General features: G+C 67.8%; 15 protein-coding genes and 5 pseudogenes. 12 read left to right on the forward strand and 8 right to left on the reverse strand.

Going from position 1 to position 20,118, the window contains the following annotated elements:
• Positions 1-758, reverse strand: a 758-nt coding sequence (locus ACLF3G_RS28650; protein ID WP_430672792.1) for an IS110 family transposase, incomplete at its 3' end; no start/stop codon positions are given.
• Positions 759-1,010: 252 nt separating this feature from the next.
• On the opposite strand from ACLF3G_RS28650, the pseudogene ACLF3G_RS28655 reads away from it, so the two are divergent.
• The 3 genes and pseudogenes from ACLF3G_RS28655 to ACLF3G_RS28665 form a co-directional block, all read left to right on the forward strand.
• A pseudogene (locus ACLF3G_RS28655) lies at positions 1,011-1,223 on the forward strand (transposase); the annotation flags it as partial.
• Positions 1,224-1,258: 35 nt separating this feature from the next.
• A pseudogene (locus ACLF3G_RS28660) lies at positions 1,259-2,200 on the forward strand (IS91 family transposase); the annotation flags it as partial.
• A 404-nt stretch (positions 2,201-2,604) separates the two neighbouring features.
• Positions 2,605-3,668 (forward strand): IS630 family transposase gene (locus tag ACLF3G_RS28665; protein ID WP_430672806.1). Its coding sequence is split into 2 segments (ribosomal slippage): positions 2,605-3,097 and positions 3,097-3,668, totalling 1,065 coding nucleotides; the frame shifts between segments, so codons are not numbered across the junction.
• 25 nt (positions 3,669-3,693) lie between these two features.
• On the opposite strand, the gene ACLF3G_RS28670 is transcribed toward ACLF3G_RS28665, so the two are convergent.
• Positions 3,694-4,545: a hypothetical protein gene (locus ACLF3G_RS28670; RefSeq protein ID WP_430672793.1), complete on the reverse strand. Its 852-nt coding sequence runs from the start codon at positions 4,543-4,545 to the stop codon at positions 3,694-3,696.
• 101 nt (positions 4,546-4,646) lie between these two features.
• Here ACLF3G_RS28670 and ACLF3G_RS28675 point away from each other — a divergent pair, with 101 nt between their 5' ends.
• From ACLF3G_RS28675 to ACLF3G_RS28690, 4 genes and pseudogenes are all read left to right on the forward strand, one after another.
• Positions 4,647-4,811 (forward strand): hypothetical protein, encoded by a 165-nt coding sequence (locus ACLF3G_RS28675; protein ID WP_430672794.1) that lies wholly within the window; start codon positions 4,647-4,649, stop codon positions 4,809-4,811.
• Positions 4,812-5,127: 316 nt separating this feature from the next.
• Positions 5,128-6,317: pseudogene (locus ACLF3G_RS28680) on the forward strand (IS3 family transposase).
• A gap of 216 nt (positions 6,318-6,533) precedes the next feature.
• A pseudogene (locus tag ACLF3G_RS28685) lies at positions 6,534-7,536 on the forward strand (IS110 family transposase).
• A gap of 337 nt (positions 7,537-7,873) precedes the next feature.
• Positions 7,874-9,211: a hypothetical protein gene (locus ACLF3G_RS28690; RefSeq protein ID WP_430672795.1), complete on the forward strand. Its 1,338-nt coding sequence runs from the start codon at positions 7,874-7,876 to the stop codon at positions 9,209-9,211.
• Positions 9,212-9,272: 61 nt separating this feature from the next.
• On the opposite strand, the gene ACLF3G_RS28695 is transcribed toward ACLF3G_RS28690, so the two are convergent.
• The 3 genes from ACLF3G_RS28695 to ACLF3G_RS28705 all read right to left on the reverse strand — a co-directional run bounded on the left by ACLF3G_RS28695 (position 9,273) and on the right by ACLF3G_RS28705 (position 11,960).
• On the reverse strand, positions 9,273-9,521 hold the full coding sequence (locus tag ACLF3G_RS28695) for a transposase domain-containing protein (protein WP_430672796.1): 249 nt from the start codon (positions 9,519-9,521) through the stop codon (positions 9,273-9,275).
• A 238-nt stretch (positions 9,522-9,759) separates the two neighbouring features.
• A complete protein-coding gene (locus ACLF3G_RS28700; protein WP_430672797.1) occupies positions 9,760-10,401 on the reverse strand; it encodes a hypothetical protein in 642 nt (213 codons plus the stop codon).
• A 125-nt stretch (positions 10,402-10,526) separates the two neighbouring features.
• On the reverse strand, positions 10,527-11,960 hold the full coding sequence (locus ACLF3G_RS28705) for a tetratricopeptide repeat protein (RefSeq protein WP_430672798.1): 1,434 nt from the start codon (positions 11,958-11,960) through the stop codon (positions 10,527-10,529).
• A 532-nt stretch (positions 11,961-12,492) separates the two neighbouring features.
• Between ACLF3G_RS28705 and ACLF3G_RS28710 the strand changes: the two genes are divergently transcribed.
• The 4 genes and pseudogenes from ACLF3G_RS28710 (at position 12,493) to ACLF3G_RS28725 (ending at position 15,743) form a co-directional block, all read left to right on the forward strand.
• Positions 12,493-13,176 (forward strand): glutathione S-transferase family protein, encoded by a 684-nt coding sequence (locus ACLF3G_RS28710; RefSeq protein WP_430672799.1) that lies wholly within the window; start codon positions 12,493-12,495, stop codon positions 13,174-13,176.
• Positions 13,131-14,066 (forward strand): GNAT family N-acetyltransferase, encoded by a 936-nt coding sequence (locus ACLF3G_RS28715; RefSeq protein ID WP_430672800.1) that lies wholly within the window; start codon positions 13,131-13,133, stop codon positions 14,064-14,066. The genes ACLF3G_RS28710 and ACLF3G_RS28715 overlap by 46 nt, the downstream gene beginning before the upstream one ends.
• Positions 14,067-14,139: 73 nt before the next feature.
• Positions 14,140-15,131 (forward strand): annotated as a pseudogene (locus ACLF3G_RS28720) (methyltransferase).
• Between the two features lie 198 nt (positions 15,132-15,329).
• Entirely contained in the window at positions 15,330-15,743 is a 414-nt protein-coding gene (locus tag ACLF3G_RS28725) for a hypothetical protein (protein ID WP_430672801.1), read from the forward strand.
• On the opposite strand, the gene ACLF3G_RS28730 is transcribed toward ACLF3G_RS28725, so the two are convergent.
• The 3 genes from ACLF3G_RS28730 to ACLF3G_RS28740 form a co-directional block, all read right to left on the reverse strand.
• On the reverse strand, positions 15,723-16,760 hold the full coding sequence (locus ACLF3G_RS28730; protein ID WP_430672802.1) for a GAF domain-containing protein: 1,038 nt from the start codon (positions 16,758-16,760) through the stop codon (positions 15,723-15,725). The genes ACLF3G_RS28725 and ACLF3G_RS28730 overlap by 21 nt on opposite strands.
• Positions 16,757-17,239 carry a hypothetical protein gene (locus ACLF3G_RS28735; RefSeq protein WP_430672803.1) on the reverse strand — a complete coding sequence of 161 codons (483 nt, stop codon included), beginning with the start codon at positions 17,237-17,239 and terminating at the stop codon, positions 16,757-16,759. The genes ACLF3G_RS28730 and ACLF3G_RS28735 overlap by 4 nt, the downstream gene beginning before the upstream one ends.
• A gap of 210 nt (positions 17,240-17,449) precedes the next feature.
• Complete coding sequence (locus ACLF3G_RS28740) at positions 17,450-18,805, reverse strand: transposase (RefSeq protein WP_430672804.1); 1,356 nt, start codon at positions 18,803-18,805, stop codon at positions 17,450-17,452.
• Positions 18,806-18,992: 187 nt separating this feature from the next.
• On the opposite strand from ACLF3G_RS28740, the gene ACLF3G_RS28745 reads away from it, so the two are divergent.
• Positions 18,993-19,943, forward strand: a complete 951-nt coding sequence (locus ACLF3G_RS28745; RefSeq protein ID WP_430672805.1) for a thiamine pyrophosphate-dependent dehydrogenase E1 component subunit alpha — start codon at positions 18,993-18,995, stop codon at positions 19,941-19,943.
• The last annotated feature ends 175 nt before the right edge of the window (positions 19,944-20,118 follow it).

Raw genomic sequence — 20,118 nt, forward strand, 5'->3', positions numbered from 1 at the left:
CGGGGGTTCAGCCCGAAGTAGCTGACCAGCTTGTCCGGGCCGCCGAAGCGTTTCACGTCGCCGATCGCCGCCACCAGCCCGGCGGCAACCGTCAGGTTGACGCCGGTGATTGTCAGCAGGCGGCGGACGGCGGGATCGCCTTGCGTGGCCTCGCCGATCTCGCGGTCCAAAACCGCCAGGTCCTCGCCGAGCCTGTCAAGTTCGCGCAGGTGCCGCGCGATGGCGGCCACCTCGTCCTCGGGCAGCGACTGCTTCCCAAGCCAGGTCCGCCCCAGCCCGCCAAAGAGATCGGCATGCGGACAGGGCGGGATCAGGTGCGCATGCAGGATGGCGTGCACCTCGTTCTTGATCCGCGTCCGGTGCCGGACGACCTGGTTCCGGCGCGCCACCAGCCGTCGCAGCCGCTCCGTCGACGGGTCCGGCAGCCAGACCTCGGGCAGGAAGTCCGCTGCGCGGAGCTGCGCCAGCACGCCCGCGTCGATCTTGTCGGTCTTGATCCGGGCATGGGCGATGGCCTTGACCTGGATCGGGTTGGCCATGATCACCCGCGCCACGTAAGGGCTCAGCACGCGGACCACCGCCATCGCGTTGCCGGTCGCCTCGACCACGACCTCATCCGCCTTGGTCAGGCTCCGGCCAAAGCCCTCGAGCCCCGAGCGGGTCATGTCCACCCGCCCTGCCGGGCGCAGTCGCCCGTCCTCCCAGAAGACGACCTCCGCGAAGGTGCGGTGAACGTCGAGGCCAATCACCCGTCGCATCCCACTCCTCCTCTCGCCTGTTGCAGTAGACGGGAGCAGTGGGCCACACGACACCTACGGATCCGCGCTCTCGGCGCAACCGGGCAGGTCGCGGGGGCGGCCAGCTACTAACGCGAGCTCGCAGCTCACTCTGTACATCGGCCTGCCCACTCAGCGTGCTCCCGGTGCCCCTCATCCCGGATGGTCTCACCATACGCCAGGACGCCAAGGCCATCCCAGCCGGACGAGACAGGCACCGCGGTCTACATACCGGTTACAAATGCCATCGAGGCGCTGAACGCCAAGCTGCGCAGCGCCGTCCGCGCGAGGGGCCACTTCCCCACCGACGAGGCGGCGCTGAAGCTGCTCTATCTCGTCTTGAACAGGACCGAGAAGGAGTGGACCATGCCGCCGCGAGAGTGGGCCATGGCCAAGGCCCAATTCGCCGTGCTCTTTGGCCAGCGGTTCACGCGAGCCATGGCCTGACCGTGTCGTTCAACCGACCGGCCGCACACGGAAATTCCGACACTCCCCCGGTGCCCTACTTCCATGTGGTCTTCACCCTGCCGGCGGAGATTGCCGCCATCGCCCTGCAGAACAAGGCCGTCGTCTACGACATCCTCTTCAAGGCCACCGCCGAGACGCTGCGCACCATCGCCGCCGCGCCGAAGCATCTCGGCGCCGAGCTCGGCGTCATCGCTGTCCTGCACAGCTGGGGCCAGGCGCTGCAGCACCACCCCCACCTGCACTGCATCGTCCCCGCCGGTGGCCTGGCGCCCGAGCGCGACCGTTGGATCGCCTGTCGCCCAGGCTTCTTCCTGCCGGTGAAAGTCCTCTCCCGGCTGTTCCGGCGCCGCTTCCTCGAGCGCCTCGCCGCGGCGCAGGCCGCAGGCCGGCTCGCCTTCTTCGGCGACCTCGCCGATCTCACCGAACCCGCCGCCTTCGCCCGGCACATCGCTCCGCTGCGCCGCGCCGACTGGGTCGTCTACGCCAAGCGGCCCTTCGGCGGCCCGGAGCAGGTCCTCGCCTATCTCGGCCGCTACACCCACCGCGTCGCCATCGCCAACAGCCGCCTGGTCGCCATCGAGGATGACAAGGTCAGCTTCCGCTGGAAGGACTACCGCCACCACGATAAGCAGAAGGTCATGACACTGTCGGCGGCCGAGTTCATGCGTCGCTTCCTGCTGCATGTCCTACCCGACGGTTTCCATCGCATCCGCCACTTCGGCTTCCTGGCCAATGGCTGTCGCGCCGCATCGCTGCGCCTCTGCCGCAGCCTGCTGCAGGTCACCCCGCCCGCCGCACCCGCGCCGCCCGAACGCCGCGACTGGCAAGACCGGTTGCGACAACTCACCGCTGTCGATCTTCGGGTCTGCCGCTGCTGCGGCGGTGCCATGCTCGCCCTTGGTGGCATCCCGCGCCCGATCTTCGCCGCCAAGCCCTGTCCGCCGGACACCTCATGATCAGCCGCCAGATGCCCGCCCCGTGGTGCCGTCGCTTGACCGCGTCCAGCCCTGACGATGCCGGCGCTCGCACGGATAACCAGACCGGAGCCGCCGCCGCGCTCTCAAGTAGGCCGGGCGCCAGCCGTCCAAGGTCTCGCAGGCCGCGGCAAAGGCCCAGACCGTCGCCGGCGTCGCATCCACGCAACCCTTCAGCATTGGCCGCGTCTCCGTCCAAGGCCACCGCCAAAGCCAAATCCCCATAGGCATCTCGGCCCGGCGGTTTCATTCAATCCGGCTTCTCTGAGCTCCGACCCACGGTCACGCCCTTCGCCAGCGTGCGCGCCGTCGGAGCTCAGAGAACCCTCCAGATTCCCCGACGCGGCGGCGATGTGATTCAAACTGGTGATCCTTGGAGGCTCACCATGCCGCGTGCCATCGCCCTGCGTTCCGACTTCAGCGCCACCGAGCTGCGGCGCCTGGCGCGGCGGAGCAAGGACGCCACCCAGGCCCGTCGCTTGCTGGCACTGGCGGCGATCTATGACGGGGGCACGCGCTCGGAGGCGGCGCGGCTCGGAAACGTCACGCTGCAGATCGTGCGGGATTGGGTGGTGCGCTTCAACGCCGAGGGACCGGAGGCGCTGATTGACCGCAAGGCGCCCGGCCCGACGCCGCTGCTGAGCGACACGCACCGCCAGGCGCTGGCTGCCCAGATCGATAACGGCCCGATCCCGGCGATCCACGGCGTGGTGCGCTGGCGGCTGTGCGATCTCGGCCAATGGCTGTGGGAGGAGTTCGGTGTATCGGTCTCACCGCAGACGCTGAGCCGGGAGGTACGCGCCCTGGGCTTCCGCAAGCTCTCGGCCCGGCCGAGGCATCATGCCCAGGCGACCGGCGCCATTGAGGCATTCAAAAAAACTTCCCCGCCACGCTGGCAGGCATCGCGCGCGAGCAGGGCATCGGCCTCGACGCGGTAGAGATCTGGTTTGCCGACGAAGCCCGCGTCGGCCAGAAGAACGGCATCACCCGCCGCTGGGCACGGCGCGGGACCAGGCCCGCGGCGCCGCAGGACCAGCGCTACGCCTCGACCTACATCTTCGGCGCCGTCTGCCCGCAGAAAGGCAAGGGTGCGGCCCTGGTCCTGCCCTTCTGCAACACCGCCGCGATGAACCTGCACCTGGCCGAGATCAGCGAATTGGTCAGCCCCGGCAAGCACGCCGTGCTGCTGCTCGATCAGGCCGGATGGCATCTCTCCGGCGACGTCACCGTGCCAGAGAACATCAACCTGCTGCCGCTGCCGCCGAAATGCCCCGAGCTCAATGTCATGGAGAACATTTGGCAGTTCATGCGCGACAACTGGTTGTCGAACCGCGTCTTCCGCGACCACGACGACATCGTCGCGCTCTGCTGCCACGCCTGGAACCGCCTCGTCGACCAGCCCTGGCGCATCATGTCCATCGGCATCCGAAATTGGGCGCATGAGTTCTGATCAGTGGGAATTGGTATTATGCGGGTCAGTTGCCTTCAACCGGGACCAGACCAGGTAGGCGTTCGCGCCCGATAAGCAGAACCTGGGGCTCAACCTGCAACCAACGCAGCCCCTCGTAGACGACCTTCATACCCATCACATCCTCCGTCCGTGGATCGTAGGTCAAAGCGAAGAGCCAGTCGTCAATCAAGCCCACCCGCTTCGCCTGCTCCATCCGCACGCAGCGGTCAATCAACCCACGCCGGCTAAACCCACTGCCGACGCCGACTGCCAACTCAACCTCGACGCTCCCTGCACCCTCGATTTTAGCGACGAGGTCTGGCACCAGCAGGGAGGTACGAGGGGCGAAGGGCGCTTCGACCGTAATTGAACGGCCGTGATACTGGCTTAGGTGGGTGGCATCATACAGCAATGTGGGTTCCGCTATAAGTTCGCTTGCGAACTGCTGCACTACTGTCCGCGCGTCCGTGCCGATAGCCCCCCGCAGGTCGCGGTTCCGTCGGCGCAGGACAGGTAGCGTCCGATTGAGGTCGGGCGAGCACAACGCCGTGGCCCAGGTAATCAGCTCATCAACCGGCACGCGCCCGTCGCGGACGAAGCGCACCAAGTTGTGCAGCTCCTCCACGCCTGCGAACGGCAACAGCTCGAGCTGCTCGCGTGAGATTCTCGCCAAGGCGGCGAGCTCATCCAAAGCCCGGTAGATAGCCAACAAGCGCATGAGCACTGGTGCGTTCCGCCCTGTGGCGGCTCCCAAGTGCCTAAGCCAGGCCGTCGGCGTCGCGTGGACGGCAAGGCCGTCTGGCGCCATGGATTCGAGCACGCGGGCGAGCTGCGGCCAATCGCGAATTGGCGGCAACGTAACGGCGTGCATGGGCATTTTTTGCGAAGGCGCCATAGCCCCCCTGAAACGCTGTGGGTTGGCCAATAGTGATGATTTAGCATGCCGTCACTTGCTGGCTCCAGCAAGTATGGCAGTTGGTGCCGTGCTTCGTCTCGTTCGATCCGAAGAAATCGGCGTTCCAGATTTCTGCGACGCCGAAGATCCAGACCTTGCCTTGCTCGACGGCGGTAACCTGGGTGGCGTCCCTCACCCACATGACCTTTGTCGGCTCGGTGATGATCGGCGCGGATGCGCGTTGTTAGACTTGCGAAGCGGACGGTGGGGCGGGAGCAAGCGTGTTCGCGCATCAGGTGAAGGACGCGCTTGACGGAGACGCGGATGGCGGCGCGCGGGCGCGCCCAGACCTTCCGGTGTCCCTCACCCGTCCAGAGCAAGCCTTTTAGATCCTGCTTGATGGCAGCGAGCCGGGCCTCGTCGGAGACGACGTGTTTCGGTCAACGACGCGCCGGCTAGACCAGGTGTCCGTCTGAGGCGGGCCACCCCCCGCCTTGTGAGTCTCTGGACCTCCCCGCATTTGGTGGACACCGCTGCTAAGCTCGAGAGGAGCGAGGTGTTCCGATGGCCAGCGAGATGAGACGGAACTTCACGGACGAGTTCAAGGCGGAGACGGTGGCGCTGCTGGAGAGCAGCGACCGGCCGTTATCCCAGCTGTCGCAGGAACTCGGCATCGAGCAGTCGGTTCTGCGGGCTTGGCGGCGCAAGTTGCGGCCCTCGGGGGCGCATTTGCTGCGTCCATCAGCCCCATCTAGCAATAATCATGCGACCACGAGGTCTGTTATCACGGCTGATCAGGCGGAAATCCGCCGTCTGCGGCGTGAGTTGGACCGCGTCCAGATGGAGCGCGACATTTTAAAAAAGGCCATCGGCATCTTCTCGGGGACCACGAAGTGAGGTTCCGTTTCATAGATGAACAGCACCAGACCTTCCCCATCCGGATCATGTGCGAGATCCTCGATGTCTCTCCGGCCGGCTACTACGCTTGGCGTAGGCGCCCAGAGAGCAGCAGGGCGGCTGCCAGCCGAGAGCTGCTCGGCGAGATCCGCCGCGTCCATGCCGACAGCCGCGGGCGCTACGGCAGCCCACGGGTGCACGCCGCCCTTTGCACCGAGGGCGTCCAGGTTTGGCGGCACAAGGTCGCTCAGCTCATGCGCCAGCACGGCATCGCTGCACGGCGATCCCGACGCGGTCGGCCGTGCACGACCGATATCCGGCACTCTCTTCCGATTGCGCCCAACCTGCTGCAGCGGCAGTTCACGGCCACGGCGCCCAACCGCGTGTGGCTGGCCGACCTGACCTACATACGCACCGGTTAGGGATGGCTCTACCTCACCGACGTCCTCGACCTGTTCAGCCGCAAGGTCGTCGGTTGGGCCATGGCCGATCATATGCGCGGCGAGTTGACCCTCGCCGCGCTGCGCATGGCCATCGCGCGCCAACGGCCAAGGTCTGGCCTGATCGCGCACTCGGATCGCGGCGGGCAATACGCGGCCAAGGCCTCCCGCGCCGCGCTCGCCGGCATTGGTGCACTCGCCTCCATGAGCCGCAAAGGGGATCCCTTCGACAACGCGCCGATGGAGAGCTTCTTCAAAACCCTCAAGGCGGAACTCGTCAACGACGCGGAGTACGCCACCAAAGCCGAAGCGCGCCGCGACGTGTTCGCCTTCCTCGAGGCCTGGTACAATCGCCAGCGCCTCCATTCAGCAATCGGCTACGTCACACCAGAGCAGATGGAACTGACCGCAGCCTGATCCACAAAAACCGGTGTCCACTCAAGCCGGGGAAGTCCACTCGCTCATCGGCGTCGACCTGTCATAGGCCGGCCGGCGCGGTGGCGGAGGGGATGCCGCCCCCCCCTTGGGCCGTTGAGCCCGTGTCTGAGCTTGGTCGCCCCCTTGTCGTTCCTGCGAACCCGAACAGTCGCTTGGGCCGCCAGCGAAGCCCGTTTTTCGCAAGGTCGGGTCGTCATGAAACACGCCACCCAGCCCAACACGGTCTCTTTCGTGATCGGCATCGACGTCTCCAGGGACCGCCTCGACGTCGCCATCCTGCCGGATGACGAAGTCTCCTTTGTCAAGCGCGATGCGGAGGGGCTCGATGCTCTCGCCGCACGCCTCCGCCCGCTGTTGCCGGAGGCCGTGGCCCTTGAGGCGACGGGCGGCTATGAGACCGTCGTCGCCGCCACCCTCGGCGCCGCCGGCCTGCCGGTCGTCGTCGCCAATCCCGCCCAGGTCCGCAGCTTCGGCCGCGCCCTTGTGCAGCGCGCCAAGACCGACCCGATCATGCCGAAGGCGTGCGGATCGCACGACCCCCGCCTCATCGCCCGCTTCACCGCGATGACCCGGCCCGAGATCAGGTCGCTTCTTGACGAAGCCACACAGCGCCTCGCCGATCTCGTCGCCCGGCGACGGCAGATCATCGCCGGGATGACAGCCGAGCGGCAGCGCCAGAAGCGCTTCACTGACCGCCGCCTGCAAACGTCTATCACCCGCCTGCTCGACGCCCTTCAGCGTGAACTCTCCGAGTTCGACGCCGAACTCGGCACCGATATCCGCGGCAGCTGTGCCTGGCGCGAGAAGGAAGATCTGCTCGCTTCCGTTCCCGGCGTCGGACCGACCATCGCCCGTACCTTGATCGCCGAGATGCCCGAACTTGGCACCCTCGACCGGCGGCAGATCGCAGCCCTCGCCGGCCTCGCGCGCTGGACCCGCCAGTCCGGCCAGTTGCAGGGGAGGTCGGTCCGAAGCAGTGCTTCGGACCGGCGGCGGGCGCGCCCCGGTCCGCGGCGCACTCCATATGGGCGCCATCACCGCCAGCCGTCACAACCCCGCCCTCAAGGCCTTCCGCGACCGCCCGCTCGCCGCCGGAAAACCCAAAATGGCTGCCCTCGTCGCCGTGGCGCCAAAGCTGCTGACCATCCTCAACGCCATCGTCCGGGACAAACAGCCATGGCTCGCCCAAAGCGTTTGACGACCAACACAGCCGCTCGGACGGACATCTGGTCTAACGCGAGAATGGGTTGCCCAAAATATGGGCGAACCGGCGGTCGGGGCAACTCGGCAGCCGACGCGCCGGACGGGAGAACAGCGGAGCGGGCTTGGCCTGCGGCGAGGGGCCCGGCGTGGAGCCGCGAACGGAGATACGGTTTCAGATCAGCCTCTTGTGGCTGCCTGAATCAGGTCAACGCTGCCGTCTCGCGGAGATTTCGATGAGCCGTGCCTTGGCCTCTGCAGTCTGCCGAGGCCGGTCACCCGTGACCGGCCTCGGCATCCCGCCAGAGGCCAAAACACGGAGGGCGACACGCCTCATGAGTGAGACCACCAAGGCCGATCGCGGAGGCTACACACAGTATAGACTACTGCTGCTTAGCAGCGTTTCGGCCATTACCGATCCCACGCTACCGCCGCCGCACGGCAGAGCCTACATCTACGAGATACTCCAGGCTCAAGGCAGCCCCCCGCTCTACGTAGGGCAGACAATCCGAACCTTGCGCCAACGGGCATATTCCCACATCTCCTTCGCGCGCTGGCGAAAGGGCAAGAACAGGCGCTTAGAGGCTGCGATCTGCCGAATCATTGAGGCCCGCGAACCTCTGGTTATCAACATCCACGCTGAAGTCGAAGCCGGATCCGCGACAGACGCAGCGGAGACGGCCCGGATTGCGGAACTACGGGCGCGCGGAATCCCTCTGCTCAACCAAGGACCCGGTGGCGAGAGGGCCCCGGTCGGGAGGCTGGTGCCCCTTGAGGAACGCCTTCGCGCTGCGGCTGCACGTCGCGCCCGACAGCGTACGGACGACTACCGCCGCCATCAGTCCTTCGTGGCGAGCCTGCGGCGCCATTCACCTGAGGCATACAACAAGCTGTTGTGCGCATTCATCGAGCGCGGGCTGAAGGAGACGCGTGAGGCTCTCTGTCGTGAGCAGGGCCTTCCGCCCAACGCTCTCACGGTCATCGTTGCGGGGCGGGCGAACGATCTCCTCGTCGATCCCGCCATCTTGATTCGCGCGCGCGAGGTTGATGCGATGCTGCAAAAGCGGACTGCGGATGCACGGTACCGCATGAAGACAGCTGCGGCGGCCTGCGCCGCAGCGCCGCCGGACCACACCATCGCCCAAGTGGCTGCCGAGCATGGAATCGGCGGTCGCCGGCTTGCAGAGGCGATCCGCCGTCGGGAGTGTGGCATTGATCAAGAACTGTGCGCCACAATCCGCGCGCGCACCACGGAGCAGGCGCGCCGCCGAGGACGCCGCCTCGGACGTCGAGCGCGCCGCATCGATCGTCGGCAGATGGTGTGGCTGCTCACGGCCTACTCGCGCGGCGCGGCAGGTCTCACATTGAAGGAGGTGGGGCGCAGGCTCGGCGTCACGCAGCCGCAGATCTCGCACGTGATAGCTGGCCGGACGGCGCAGCCGCTGCCGCGTCAACTTACCAAGCAGTGTCGCGCGCGTGCCCGCTTCCTCGCAGGTCAGCGAGGCCGTTCTCTACGCCACCTCACCGCTGAACAGCTCTGCGAGGCGCGGCGTCGTATCGGGGACGGCGAGTCACTGAAGAAAATCGCAGCGGATCTCAATGTTTCCACGTCCCTGCTCAACCACGCCCTGCGCGGGCGAAGCTACAACAAGCTGGTATCCTCTCGAGCCTGAAGGCCTAAGGTTCCTGTGGGTTCATGCCGCCTTCCGGTTGGTGCCTGCTTCGACCGGCCGCTTACTGCGGTGTCCCTCCATAGGCAGCGATGGTGTGCCCCTCCTCGATCCGCTCGAGATGGGGAGGCAGCGCGCCGCGGTTCCGCCGGCGCTGGCCGGGATCCTGGGGATTGCGGGGCGTGGCCGGGGTGTCGTTCGCGGGCTCGGGCAATACCGGCGCGCGGCCGAGTTCCAGCGCGAGTTGACCAACCTCGACGCGTTCGCTGCTCTGCCCGAAGCGGGCCGGCGACGTTCGACCTCGCTGCGGCAACGCTGTCGGTGGGGGTCACGAAGCAGCGAATGCAATGAGCACGCCAACGAGGTTGAGCGGGGTGGAGGCCGGTGCCAATTGCGGTGCCCGCACCCCGGCCGGCGCCCCACGGTGGGGCGCTCCGCCTCAAATCAGGACGTCCGGTCGCAGGTTCCGGCGGAGGGCGTCCAGCGGTGCCCTGGGCCGCCCACATCCGGCGGCCCACCACGGTGGGGACGCAACCCCTCTCCCCGCGCCCTCAGTGCTGGTGCCCGGGGAGGTCGGTCGGCGCCTCCATCAGCGCGTAGGGATGGCCGGCGCAGCCGACATTCGGGTTCGTCACCGCGAAGAGCCCGGCCGGGTTCTCCTTCCACAGCCAGACATGCAGGTCGTAGTGGTGCAACTCCGTCGGCATCAGCGGCTCGTGGCCGGCCATCGGGCCGTTGAAGGGCTGCCCGAACAGCGTCGGCCGCTCCGTGATGCCGGTGGCGAGCGGCACGAACCATTCGGCGGCGACCAGCCGCAGGCGCCCGGCCTCGGCGGGTTCGTAGACCAGCAGCACGGGGCGGAACGGATCCGGCACGGGGCCGATGTTCGCGGCGTTGAGAAAATGCACGCCCATCGCGCCCTCGGCATAGGCCACGCAGCCGAGAGTCGAGAGGAAGCCGTCGCGGATCGCCACGACCGGGTCCTCGTACTTGCGGAGCGCTTCGCGCACCTCCTGCAGGTTGGGCGGCAGCGTGGGCTCCGGCGCGGGGGTGGATGCGCGGTGCTGCGGGCCGTGGTCATGGCCGGCATGGGCGCCTGCGGGCTGGGTCCCGGCCAGCGCCAGGGCCGCCGCGGCCAGCAGCCCGGCCGCCATGCGGCGCGTCGCGCGGGCGTTGCGTGCGGTGTGGGTCATCGTGGTTCTCCGTAAGCTCGTGTCCTGCGTTCCCGCCGGCGGCGGGGACGGGCCGATGCTGACGGGCGCGGCTTTCCGCGCCCATCGCCAGAGTTTTCCGGAGTTTTCCTGCGCTTCTTCCGCGCCTATTCCGGCACGCCGGCCATCACCAGGCCTTCGACGAAGACATCGCGATGCGCGAAGCCCTCGAGATTGCGTCGCAGCACGCTGATACGGATGGGCGGGCCCACGCGATTCCGGGCCGCGATGAAGGCGGCTGCCTCCTTCCGCAGCCCGAGATGGCCGCAGCAGCTGATCAGCGTGTTGTAGTGGCCGGCATACTCCGCGAAGGCGGCGACGGAGGCCCGCAGCGGCGGCAGCGCCTCCTCGAAGCGCCTTGCGCCGAGCAGCGCCAGGCCGTGGATTGCCGTGTAGATGCCGGCGAAGCTGTCCATGGGACTCATGCGCAGCGCCCTGCCCGTTTCGGCGATCGCCTCGTCGAAGTGGCCGGCGCGCAGCAGCGCCCAGCCATGCGCGGTGCGCCCCAGGGCAAAGCTCGGGTTCAGCTCCAGCGTCGCGCGCAGCTCGACCAGCGCCTGCGCATGCTGGCGTTGCGTGCTCAGGCAGAGGCCGAGCGTCATGCGCGCCAAGGGCTCTGCCGGATTCAGCGCGGCCGCTTCCTCGGCATGGCGCGCAGCGCGCGCGAAGCCTTCCCGGCTCTCCGTCCAGTAGCAGAGCGCCGCCCACCACTCCGCCCAGGCGAGACAGGCATGGGCCCGGGCCAGCTGTGGATCGAGTTCGATGGCCTGACGCAGGAGCGCGCGCGCCTCTTCGTTCTGTGAACGCCCGACACGGGTGATGAGGCCGAGCGCGCGCACCACGAGCCCCCAGGCATCGATGCTCTCCGGCGCGCGGCGCGCGGCGCGGTGGGCCTCCTCCGCATAGAGCTGCGGCTCGATGGCTGCGACGACACTGCTGGTGATCTCGTCCTGCACGGCGAAGATGTCGCTCAGCTGGCGGTCATGGCGCTCAGCCCAGATATGCTTGCCGCTCTCCGCCTCGACCAGCTGGCTCGAGACGCGGATGCGGCCGGCGGCGGTCCGCACGCTGCCCTCCAGCACATACCGGACACCAAGCTCGCGGCCGGCCTGCCGGACATCCACCGCGCGGCCCTTGTAGGTGAACGTGGAGTTGCGCGCGATGACGAGCAGCCAGCGCAGGCGCGACAACTCGGTCGTGAGGTCTTCCGTGATGCCGTCGGCCAGGTACTCCTGCGCGGGGTCGCCGCTCATGTTCGTGAACGGCAGCACGGCGATGGAGGGACCGTCGGCCTGATGCGAGGCCGGGACCGGCGGTGCAGCCGGGATCGGCATCACCGTCGGTGGGGCGGGCGGGAGGCGGAGCTTCAGGCCGGTCTGACCCTCGACGATCGCGAGGGTGCGGTCCGAGAAGAGGCCGATCAGAAGCTTGTCGACCGTCGACTTCCCGAGCTTCGTCCTGAAGGCAAACTGCTCACGCGAAATGCGTTCGCGGGCAATGTAGTCCCGGATGAGGCCTGCGACCCGCTTGCTGTCGTCCATTGCGCCCCGCCTTCCTCCCGGCCGATCGAGTCTACCGGAAATCGATTTCGGGGTGAACCACACCAAAACCTCCAGTGCGCCAGGGGGGCCAGCCAGCCTTGTGGTTGGCGACGAGCACCGGGAGCGCGGCCACGCCCGGCGGCGACGGCAGCATCGCCCCGGGCGGCCCTGGCGCATGTCCGCACGGCTCGGGCGCTTCGCCCATCGCACCGTTTGAAGGAACGTCGACATACGGTGCCGTGCCCGAACAGCCGGCGGACCCTTCCGGGAAAATCCGGAAAGAACCGGTGATGGCTCCGGAAAGCCGTGGCCGTCACACCGCCTTCCACGGCGCCAGCCCGGTGGCGTCCGCAAAGGAGGCAGCCGATGCCGTGTAGGAACCACCCCGTGAACGCATGCGCGCGCGGCCGCCCTGCATGGCGCCGCGACGACACCTGGCCGCGATGCCAACGCGCTGATGGGAAGAGCCGACGATGATCGTGCCGCGCCACCGGCACTGACCGCGCAACCCGATCCAGGAAGAGATGCTGCCATGAAGCTCTACCAATTGCCCCTGTCCGACGCCTGCCGACCGGTCCTGCTGTTCGCCGCAGAGGAAGGCATCACGCTCGAAATGGAGATCCTCGACCTTCTCGCCGGCGATCAGTTCAGCGAACGCTTCGTGGCAATCAACCCGAACAGCGCGGTCCCTGTGCTGGAGGATGGCCCGCTCCGCCTCACGGAAGGCTCGGCGATCCTGAAGTACCTGGCCGATCGCATCGGCTCGCCCTTCTATCCGCGCGACGTCGCAGCGAGGGCGCGTGTCAACGAGCGGCTGGACTGGTTCAACACCGGCTTCCATCGCGAATATTGCATGGGCCTCGTCTGGCCGCAGGCCATGCCTGATCGCTATGGCTGGCCCGATGCCGCAATGCAGGCCGCCGTGCTGCGCAGGTCCGGGGAGCGGGCGAGGCGCTACCTCGACGTGCTCGATCGCCACTGGCTGCCCGTGGACTCCACCTATTTGGGAGGCATGGCTCCCGACCTCTCCGACTGCCTCGGCGCCTGCTACGTCAGCACCGGTGTGCTTGTGGGGTTTGATTTCTCACCATGGCCCCGCGTGTCGACCTGGCTCAGCGCGATGCGCCGCCGCGACGCCTGGCGCCTGTCTAATGAACCGTTCGAGTCCTGGTGCGCGCAGCGGTGCGCGGCGCGCTCCACGTCCCTGGCCGCGTAGTTTCAAGGAGAACCACGATGGCACACCAAACCGCATTGACCCTGCGTCAGCCGACATCGGAGGAGGCTGAACCCTGTGCCGGCATCATCTACCGCGCCTTTCGGCGAATCTCGTCCGCGCATGGATTCCCGCCCGATTTCGCGACGGAGGCAGACGCCCTGGGCCTCGCGCGCGCCTTCATCGGCAACCCTGCCATCTTTGGCGTGGTCGCGGTGCGGGACGGCCGGATCCTCGGTTCGAACTTCCTGTCGGAAGCCGACCCGGTGCGCGCGGTGGGGCCGATCACCGTTGAGCCCGAGGCGCAATCGGGTGGCCTGGGCCGCCTGCTGATGTGCGCCGTCATCGAGCGGGCGGGTCATGCCCCGATCCGCCTGGTGCAGGCCGCCTACAACACGACCTCCGTCTCGCTCTATGCCTCGCTGGGTTTCGAGGTGAAGGAGCCGCTGCTGCATCTCGCGGGTACGCCGCGCACTCCGGTTCCCTCGGGCATCGCGGTGCGCGCCATGACGCGCGCCGACATCCCGGCCTGTGACGCCCTGTGCGAAGCGACGCACGGCATCACGCGCCACCACGAGTTGGAACAGGCGCTGAGCCAGTTCGGACCGATGGTCGTTGAGCGCGGCGGCCGGATCACCGGCTATGCCACTGCGCCGAACTTTTGGCTGATGAACCACGGCGTTGCCGAGACCGAGACAGACCTGATGGCCCTCCTCACCGGGTCTGCTGCCGTGACCAGCCAGCCGGTGTCGCTGCTGTTGCCAAATCGTCAGACCAGCCTGTTCCGCCGCGCTCTGGAATCGGGAATGCGTGTGATCCAGCCCATGACGCTGATGGCCAGGGGGCCATACCGGGAGCCGCGCGGCTGCTGGTTTCCCTCGGTTCTCTACTGAAACCACTCACCATCCACAGGAGGCCACCATGCCTGACGGTCACAATGCCCCTGCGCTTTCGCCCGCGCCACTGATGCAGCTTGCCTCGGGATTCTGGGCGTTCAAGACGCTCGCCGCTGCCGAGGAACTCGGGCTTTTCACGCACCTTACCGGCGGTGATGGCGTGACCAGCACGGAACTCGCGCAGGCGCTCGGGATACACCATCGGCCAGCGGAGATGCTGCTGACCGGCTGCGCCTCGCTCGGCTTGCTGGATGTGACCGGCGGGCGCTATCGCAACAGCGCCTTGGCCGAGGAGTTTCTCGTGCAGAACAAGCCCTACTACTTCGGTGGCTGGGTTCGCATGTGCGACAAGCGCCTCTATCCGGGCTGGGGGCGGCTCTCCGAGGCCATCCGCACGAACCGGCCGACGACCTGGGATCCCGCGAAGCAGCGCTCGCTCTTCGAAGGCGAGGATCCCTTCGTGCTCGCCCCGTTCTGGGAGGCCATGCATTCGCTCTCGACCTTCAGCGCACGGGCGCTAGCGCGCGCCGTCGATCTCTCGGACACGCGGCATCTGCTCGATGTCGGCGGAGGATCCGGGGCTTATCCGATCGAGCTCTGTCGGGCGTATCCGCGACTGCGCGCTACCGTCAACGACCTTCCTTTCGTGGCGGATATCGCCGCGGGCAAGGTCGCAGCCGCGGGGCTGGGCCATCGCATCGCGACACAGGCGGGAGATTTCCTTGCCGAGAAGCGCCTTCCCGAGGGGCACGACGCCGTGTTGCTTTCCATGATCCTGCACGACTGGGACGAGGAAAGTGCCGCGCGATCCTGCACAAGTGCTTCGACGCGCTCCCGTCAGGTGGCATCTTGATCATCAGGGAGCTTCTCGTGGACGACGAAAAGGCAGGCCCCGCGCCCGCGGCGCTGATGAGCCTGAACATGCTGATCGAGACCGAGGGCAGGAACTACACCCCATCCGAGTACGGCGCCTGGCTGCGCGAAGCCGGCTTCACCGGCGCCGAGACGGTCTGGTTCGACGCCGCGGGAGCCAATGGCGCGGTGATAGGGAGGAAGGGCTGACTGTCCTGTGACGGCCAGCGGCTGGTCTGGAAATCCGATCGCGCGGCCGGTCGCCGCTAAGCGGTGAACTCGACACGGCGAAGGTCTGAAACGGCAACGCTGCAGGTTATGCGCCGGTAACGACTGTCGGAGGCGAGGTAATTCGGAGACCGTTTGTAGCCGGTCGCACCTCCTCCGGCAGAAGGGACCCGAATCCCGGTGCGGGTTAGCCGATACGGGCGGTTCACCGCATCTCCTGCCGTCCGGCCGGCGTGCGGCTGGCTGGTTCGCTCCGCGCGCCGCCGATTCGCTCCCCGGTCCGATGTCCTGCAGCACCAGCTTCATCGCGACCTCCAGACGGAACCTGCCGCGACCGCACTTCTCTATCCGCACGCAGCCAGCCCGCTCCGCAAGGCGCCGCTGCAGCAACACGAGGCGCGCCTCGAGATTCTCTGCGTGCTCGGGCAGCCGGATCTCGGGATCGAGGCGCAGTTCCCGGTTCGAGAACTCGGTCCGTCCCTGCTGCGCATGCTCGCGCGCGAGCTTCCAGAAGATGGCGCCCGCGACGCCCTTGATCAGGTAGTCATGGTCCAGGAAGATGCTGTCATCCGCCTAGTAGTGACGAACGACTAGGCTGCGCGCGGGCTCCGGTGCGGGGCCCGGCGCAGCCACCGCCGGCGCGGCAGCCTCCTCATGCTGGAGGGCCCGCATCATCGCCCCGAGATGCGAGGCGATGACGGCGAGCGCGTCCTCGTCGTCATACCAGAAAGTCATGGCCCTGGTGCTCTCGACGAACAGCACGCCCGTAACACGGTTCTCGCCGAGGATCGGCAGCGCAACCTGGCTGTGCGGCTGCTGCAGTCCCGGAAAAGGGATCTCCGTCATGCTCGCCCAGCTCATGCCGGACCGCCGCGCACTTTCCGCGACGGCCCTGCCGTAGCCGTACTCCGAGGTCGCGTGCGTGATGCGGATCGGTACGCCTTCGCGGGCGCAGACGCCGATCAGTCCCTCCCCAACGGCCACCTCGGAGCCGATCCCGGAATGGGCGTATCCGATCGAGGCCACGGTATAGAGATGCGAGGCCGCGGCGTCGGCCATGAGCACCATGGCGTGCTCGATACCGAACAGGGCGTGCAGTTCCGCCAGGGTCGCATCGAACAGTTCCGACAGCTCGGTGCAGGCCGACATGCGCGCAGAGCAGCGCCGTGTCGCGGCGAGCAGGCTGCGCCGCGGCGGTGCCGGCAGCATTAAACCGGGCACCTTCTCGATGGAGAGCACGCGGTAGAGGTCGGAACCGAGCAGGCGGAACACGCCCTCCATGCCGTCATAGGCGGCGATGCCGGCGAGCCGCGCCTTCATCGTCTCGAATAGCGGCCCTTCCGTCTGCGTCTCCAGATAGGCGAGGCGGAGCCGGTAGTGCGCCATCGTCACGGGATCGACGACCTGGACGTGGGCCCGCCTCGTGGCCAGCACGTTGCGGCGCGTCTTGTTGAAGAACTGGTAGGAAAGGGCGACGTGCTCCCTGTCCACGTAATGGACCTGTGAAAGGATCGAGACATTTGGGATACCTTCAACATCACAGGTCGCGATCTTCGCTGGCACGAAGCCCTCGAGGCAGTCGCGGATCGCGTCGAGGTTGAGCTGGCTCATCGCGGCAAAGCTCCGCCTGCGCCGGGCCCAGGGGTCTGGAGGAACGCATCGCTTGGCGAGAAGCTCAGTGTCGCGAGGTCCGCGGGGTTGTGGGCGCAGTAGGCGGACGCCAAGGTCTCCGAATAGCCCGCCTGCACAAGGGTACGGCAGAAGGCGCCCGTCTGCTCGGCGGCGCGGCGGATATCGTCGGGATGCGCCGCGTCCTTGCGGAGCGCGCCACCCTTGAACTGGATGGAGCGGTGGCTGCCGGGCTGGGAGAAGGTCGCCGCCAGCGCTCCGCTCTGCGCGACGGCCGACAGTAGCGCCCGGTTCGGCTCCCGCGACAGTACCAGGCGCAGCCGTTGCGCGGCCGCATCCGCAGCGCAGGCGACGGCGAGGCCGACGATGGGCCAGCCATCCGGCCCGCGGAAGGCGACCACGATGCTCAAGCCGCTCTCGCAGAACGCGGCCAGCTCCGTATCGAGGGGCCCGGCCGTCATCGGCACATCGGACCGTCCGCGACCGCGACACCGGGGGTGCAGTGGCAGGGCAGCGCCGCACGCCGCGTGGCCACGGGACTCCTCGCAACCATTCCGCGCCTTGTTACCTCCTCCTTGGAGCCGCATCCTAGCGGCTGGCGAAGGCGCCAGGAAGCCACGGCCCGCCAGTCAGGGCCGCCTCGCTTAGCAGCCCGTTGATGAAGTCGCTTTTCAGCTGAGAGGGTCTGGCTCGAAGCTGATGGCGATGGCGGCGGTCTGATCGCCGGCGAGGACGATCAGCAGCAGCATCAGGCAGCCGTTCGGCATGATGATGGCGGCAAGGCACGCAGATAGGCGCGCCTGGAACTCCCTCGGTGTCCCGGCGCCGGTCAGCAGGCGCATGATGAGGCCGAGATTGTAGCCGGCGACGTGGATCAGGTAGCGCTTCTGGATGTTCTCCCGCCCGCGCAGCCAGGTGCGCCGCATGCCGCCGCGGTCGAGCACCAGGGCGAAGCAGCGCTCGACGATCTCGGCGCGCAGCTTGAAGGCGGCGCGGGCGACCCCGGAGAGCAGCCGGATGCGGTTGTTGACCACGGCGCGGCGGGCGGCATCGTCGGCATGCCAACGCAGGATGCCATCGCGCTTCGGCTCGGAGATGCGCGTCTTCCACGCGCCATCGTCGAGCGCCTTCAGCGTCTCGCGCGAATAATAACCCTTGTCCGCCACCAGCTCGGCCGGCGCCTCTGGGCTCGGCGCGGCTTCGACTGTGTCGAGATGCCGCGCGGCGCTCGCCAGGGTGCCTGGCAGGGTGGCGGTGTCGCCGCGGTCGGCGGCGTGCATCTCGGCGGCGACCACCGCGCCGGTGTCGAGGTCGACCGCGTGCTCCGGCTTGTGCGCCAGCCGCGTGCGGCCGTCCTTCAGCCGGGCGATGCGCGCGTCGGGATCGGCCGGGCTTTCCCAATCGGCGTTGGACAGCTTCTTGCCCTTGCGGGCACGGTCCAGCCGGATCAGGTCGTCGGCCGTCGGCGTCTCCATGCCGCTCTCGCGGGCCATGCGGTTGAGCATCTCCCGGTAGCCCTCGCCGTTGCCGCGCCGGACGATGGCCCGCAGCGCCGCGTTGGCCTCCATCGTCGAGGCGTCGACGCCGATGCGCTCGCCCTTCACCAAGCCGCGCTCGGCCAGGCGCTGCAGCACCCAGGTGAAGACCGTGTCGTGCATCTCGAGCGGCAGGCGCGAGCGCGTGCGGCTCAGCCAGGAATGGTCGGGCACCAGCTCGCGCTCGCCGAGGCGGAGGAAGTCGCGCAGCGACAGGCTGTCGGCACAGCGCCATTCCAGCCCGCGCTCGCTGTCGATGCCCTCGAAGTAGCCGACCAGCAGCATGCGAAAGTAGCGCCCCGGCGGCAGCGACGGCCGGCCGCGTCGCGCCGCATACTGCGCTGCGCACAGCCCCTCGACGAAACCGTCGAAGCCAGCCGCGGCGAGTTCCGCCTGCAGCCGGTCGTAGAACGCATGCCCTGGCGAGCGCGGCATCTCCGACCACGACACCAGCATCTCCGACTGCCGATCCCCCTGCCGACCCAGCGCCATCCGACACCTGCTACCGCCTGCCCTGGGTGTCAGAATCAGGCCGCAGCGATTTCGTCAACGGGCTGTTAAGGTCCCTTTAGCATTCCGCGCAGGTCCTTTTAGCGTTTCGCGCAGGAACACTTAGCAAGCCTTCGCCCGCGTCCAAGCCTATTACACCGGCAGACCGAACCAGCCTGGGAGTGACGGCGTGACACCCGACCACCGTATCGACGCCCTGCAGCAGATGATGCTCATCAGGGCCCATGAAGAGGCAGCCGCCGCGCTGCAGGGCGCCGGCAAGGCCGGCGGCACCTGCACCGCGGTCGGGCAGGAGGCCTCCGCCGTCGGCGTCGTCATGGCGCTTACGGCAGACGACCAAATCCTCACCAACCATCGCAGCATCGGTCACCTGCTGGCGCGCGGCGCCGATCCGCGCCGCACCATGGCCGAGATCATGGGCCGCCAGGATGGCTATTGCGGCGGCAAGAGCGGATCGCTGCACATCTCGGCCCGCGAACTCGGCGTCGTCCTCACCTCAACCATCGTGGGCGGCGAGCTGGGTCTCGCGACCGGCGTGGCGCTGTCGCGCAAGATGCTCGGCCAGCCGGGCATCGTCGCCTGCTTCTTCGGCGACGGCGCGGCCTGCGAGGGGCGCTTCCACGAATCCCTGAACCTCGCCGCGGTCTGGGAACTGCCCGTTCTCTACGTCTGCGAGAACAACCACTGGCAGGCTTTCGTGCACCGGCGCGAGACGATGCTGGTCGAGAGCATCAGCGCGCGCGCGCCGGTCTACGGCATCGAGGGCAGCTCGGTGGACGGCAACGAGGTGGAGGCGGTGCATGAGGCCGCCCGCGCGGCCGTCGCCTACATCCGCGAGACCGGCCGGCCCTACCTGCTGGAGACTGTGACCTATCGCCGGCGCGGCCACTACGAGCCGGACGACCAGTCCTATGTGGATCCGCAGGAGCTCGCGCATTGGCGCCAGCGCGACCCGATCCTGCTGCTGAAGCACAAGCTGCAATCCGATGGCCTGCTCGACGCCGCCGCGCAGCAGCGCATGGAGCTGCGCGTGCGCCGGCGCATCGAGGAGGCGGTCGGCTTCGCCGAGGCGAGCCCCTACCCCTCGCTCGACGCCCTCACCACCGACGTCTACGCCTGAGGAACCGCAGACATGCCACAGATGACCGCGAATGATGCGCTGACCAGCGCACTCGTCGAGGAGATGCGCCGCGACCACCGCGTGATGATGTTCGGCGAGGGCGTCGCGACGAAGCGAAAGGACCTGCTCGAGGAGTTCGGTCCGGCGCGCGTGCGCAACACCCCGCTGGCGGAAG

Origin of the sequence: Falsiroseomonas sp. HC035, from assembly GCF_050563525.1 — a bacterium.
In the GTDB taxonomy this organism is placed as follows: domain Bacteria; phylum Pseudomonadota; class Alphaproteobacteria; order Acetobacterales; family Acetobacteraceae; genus Falsiroseomonas.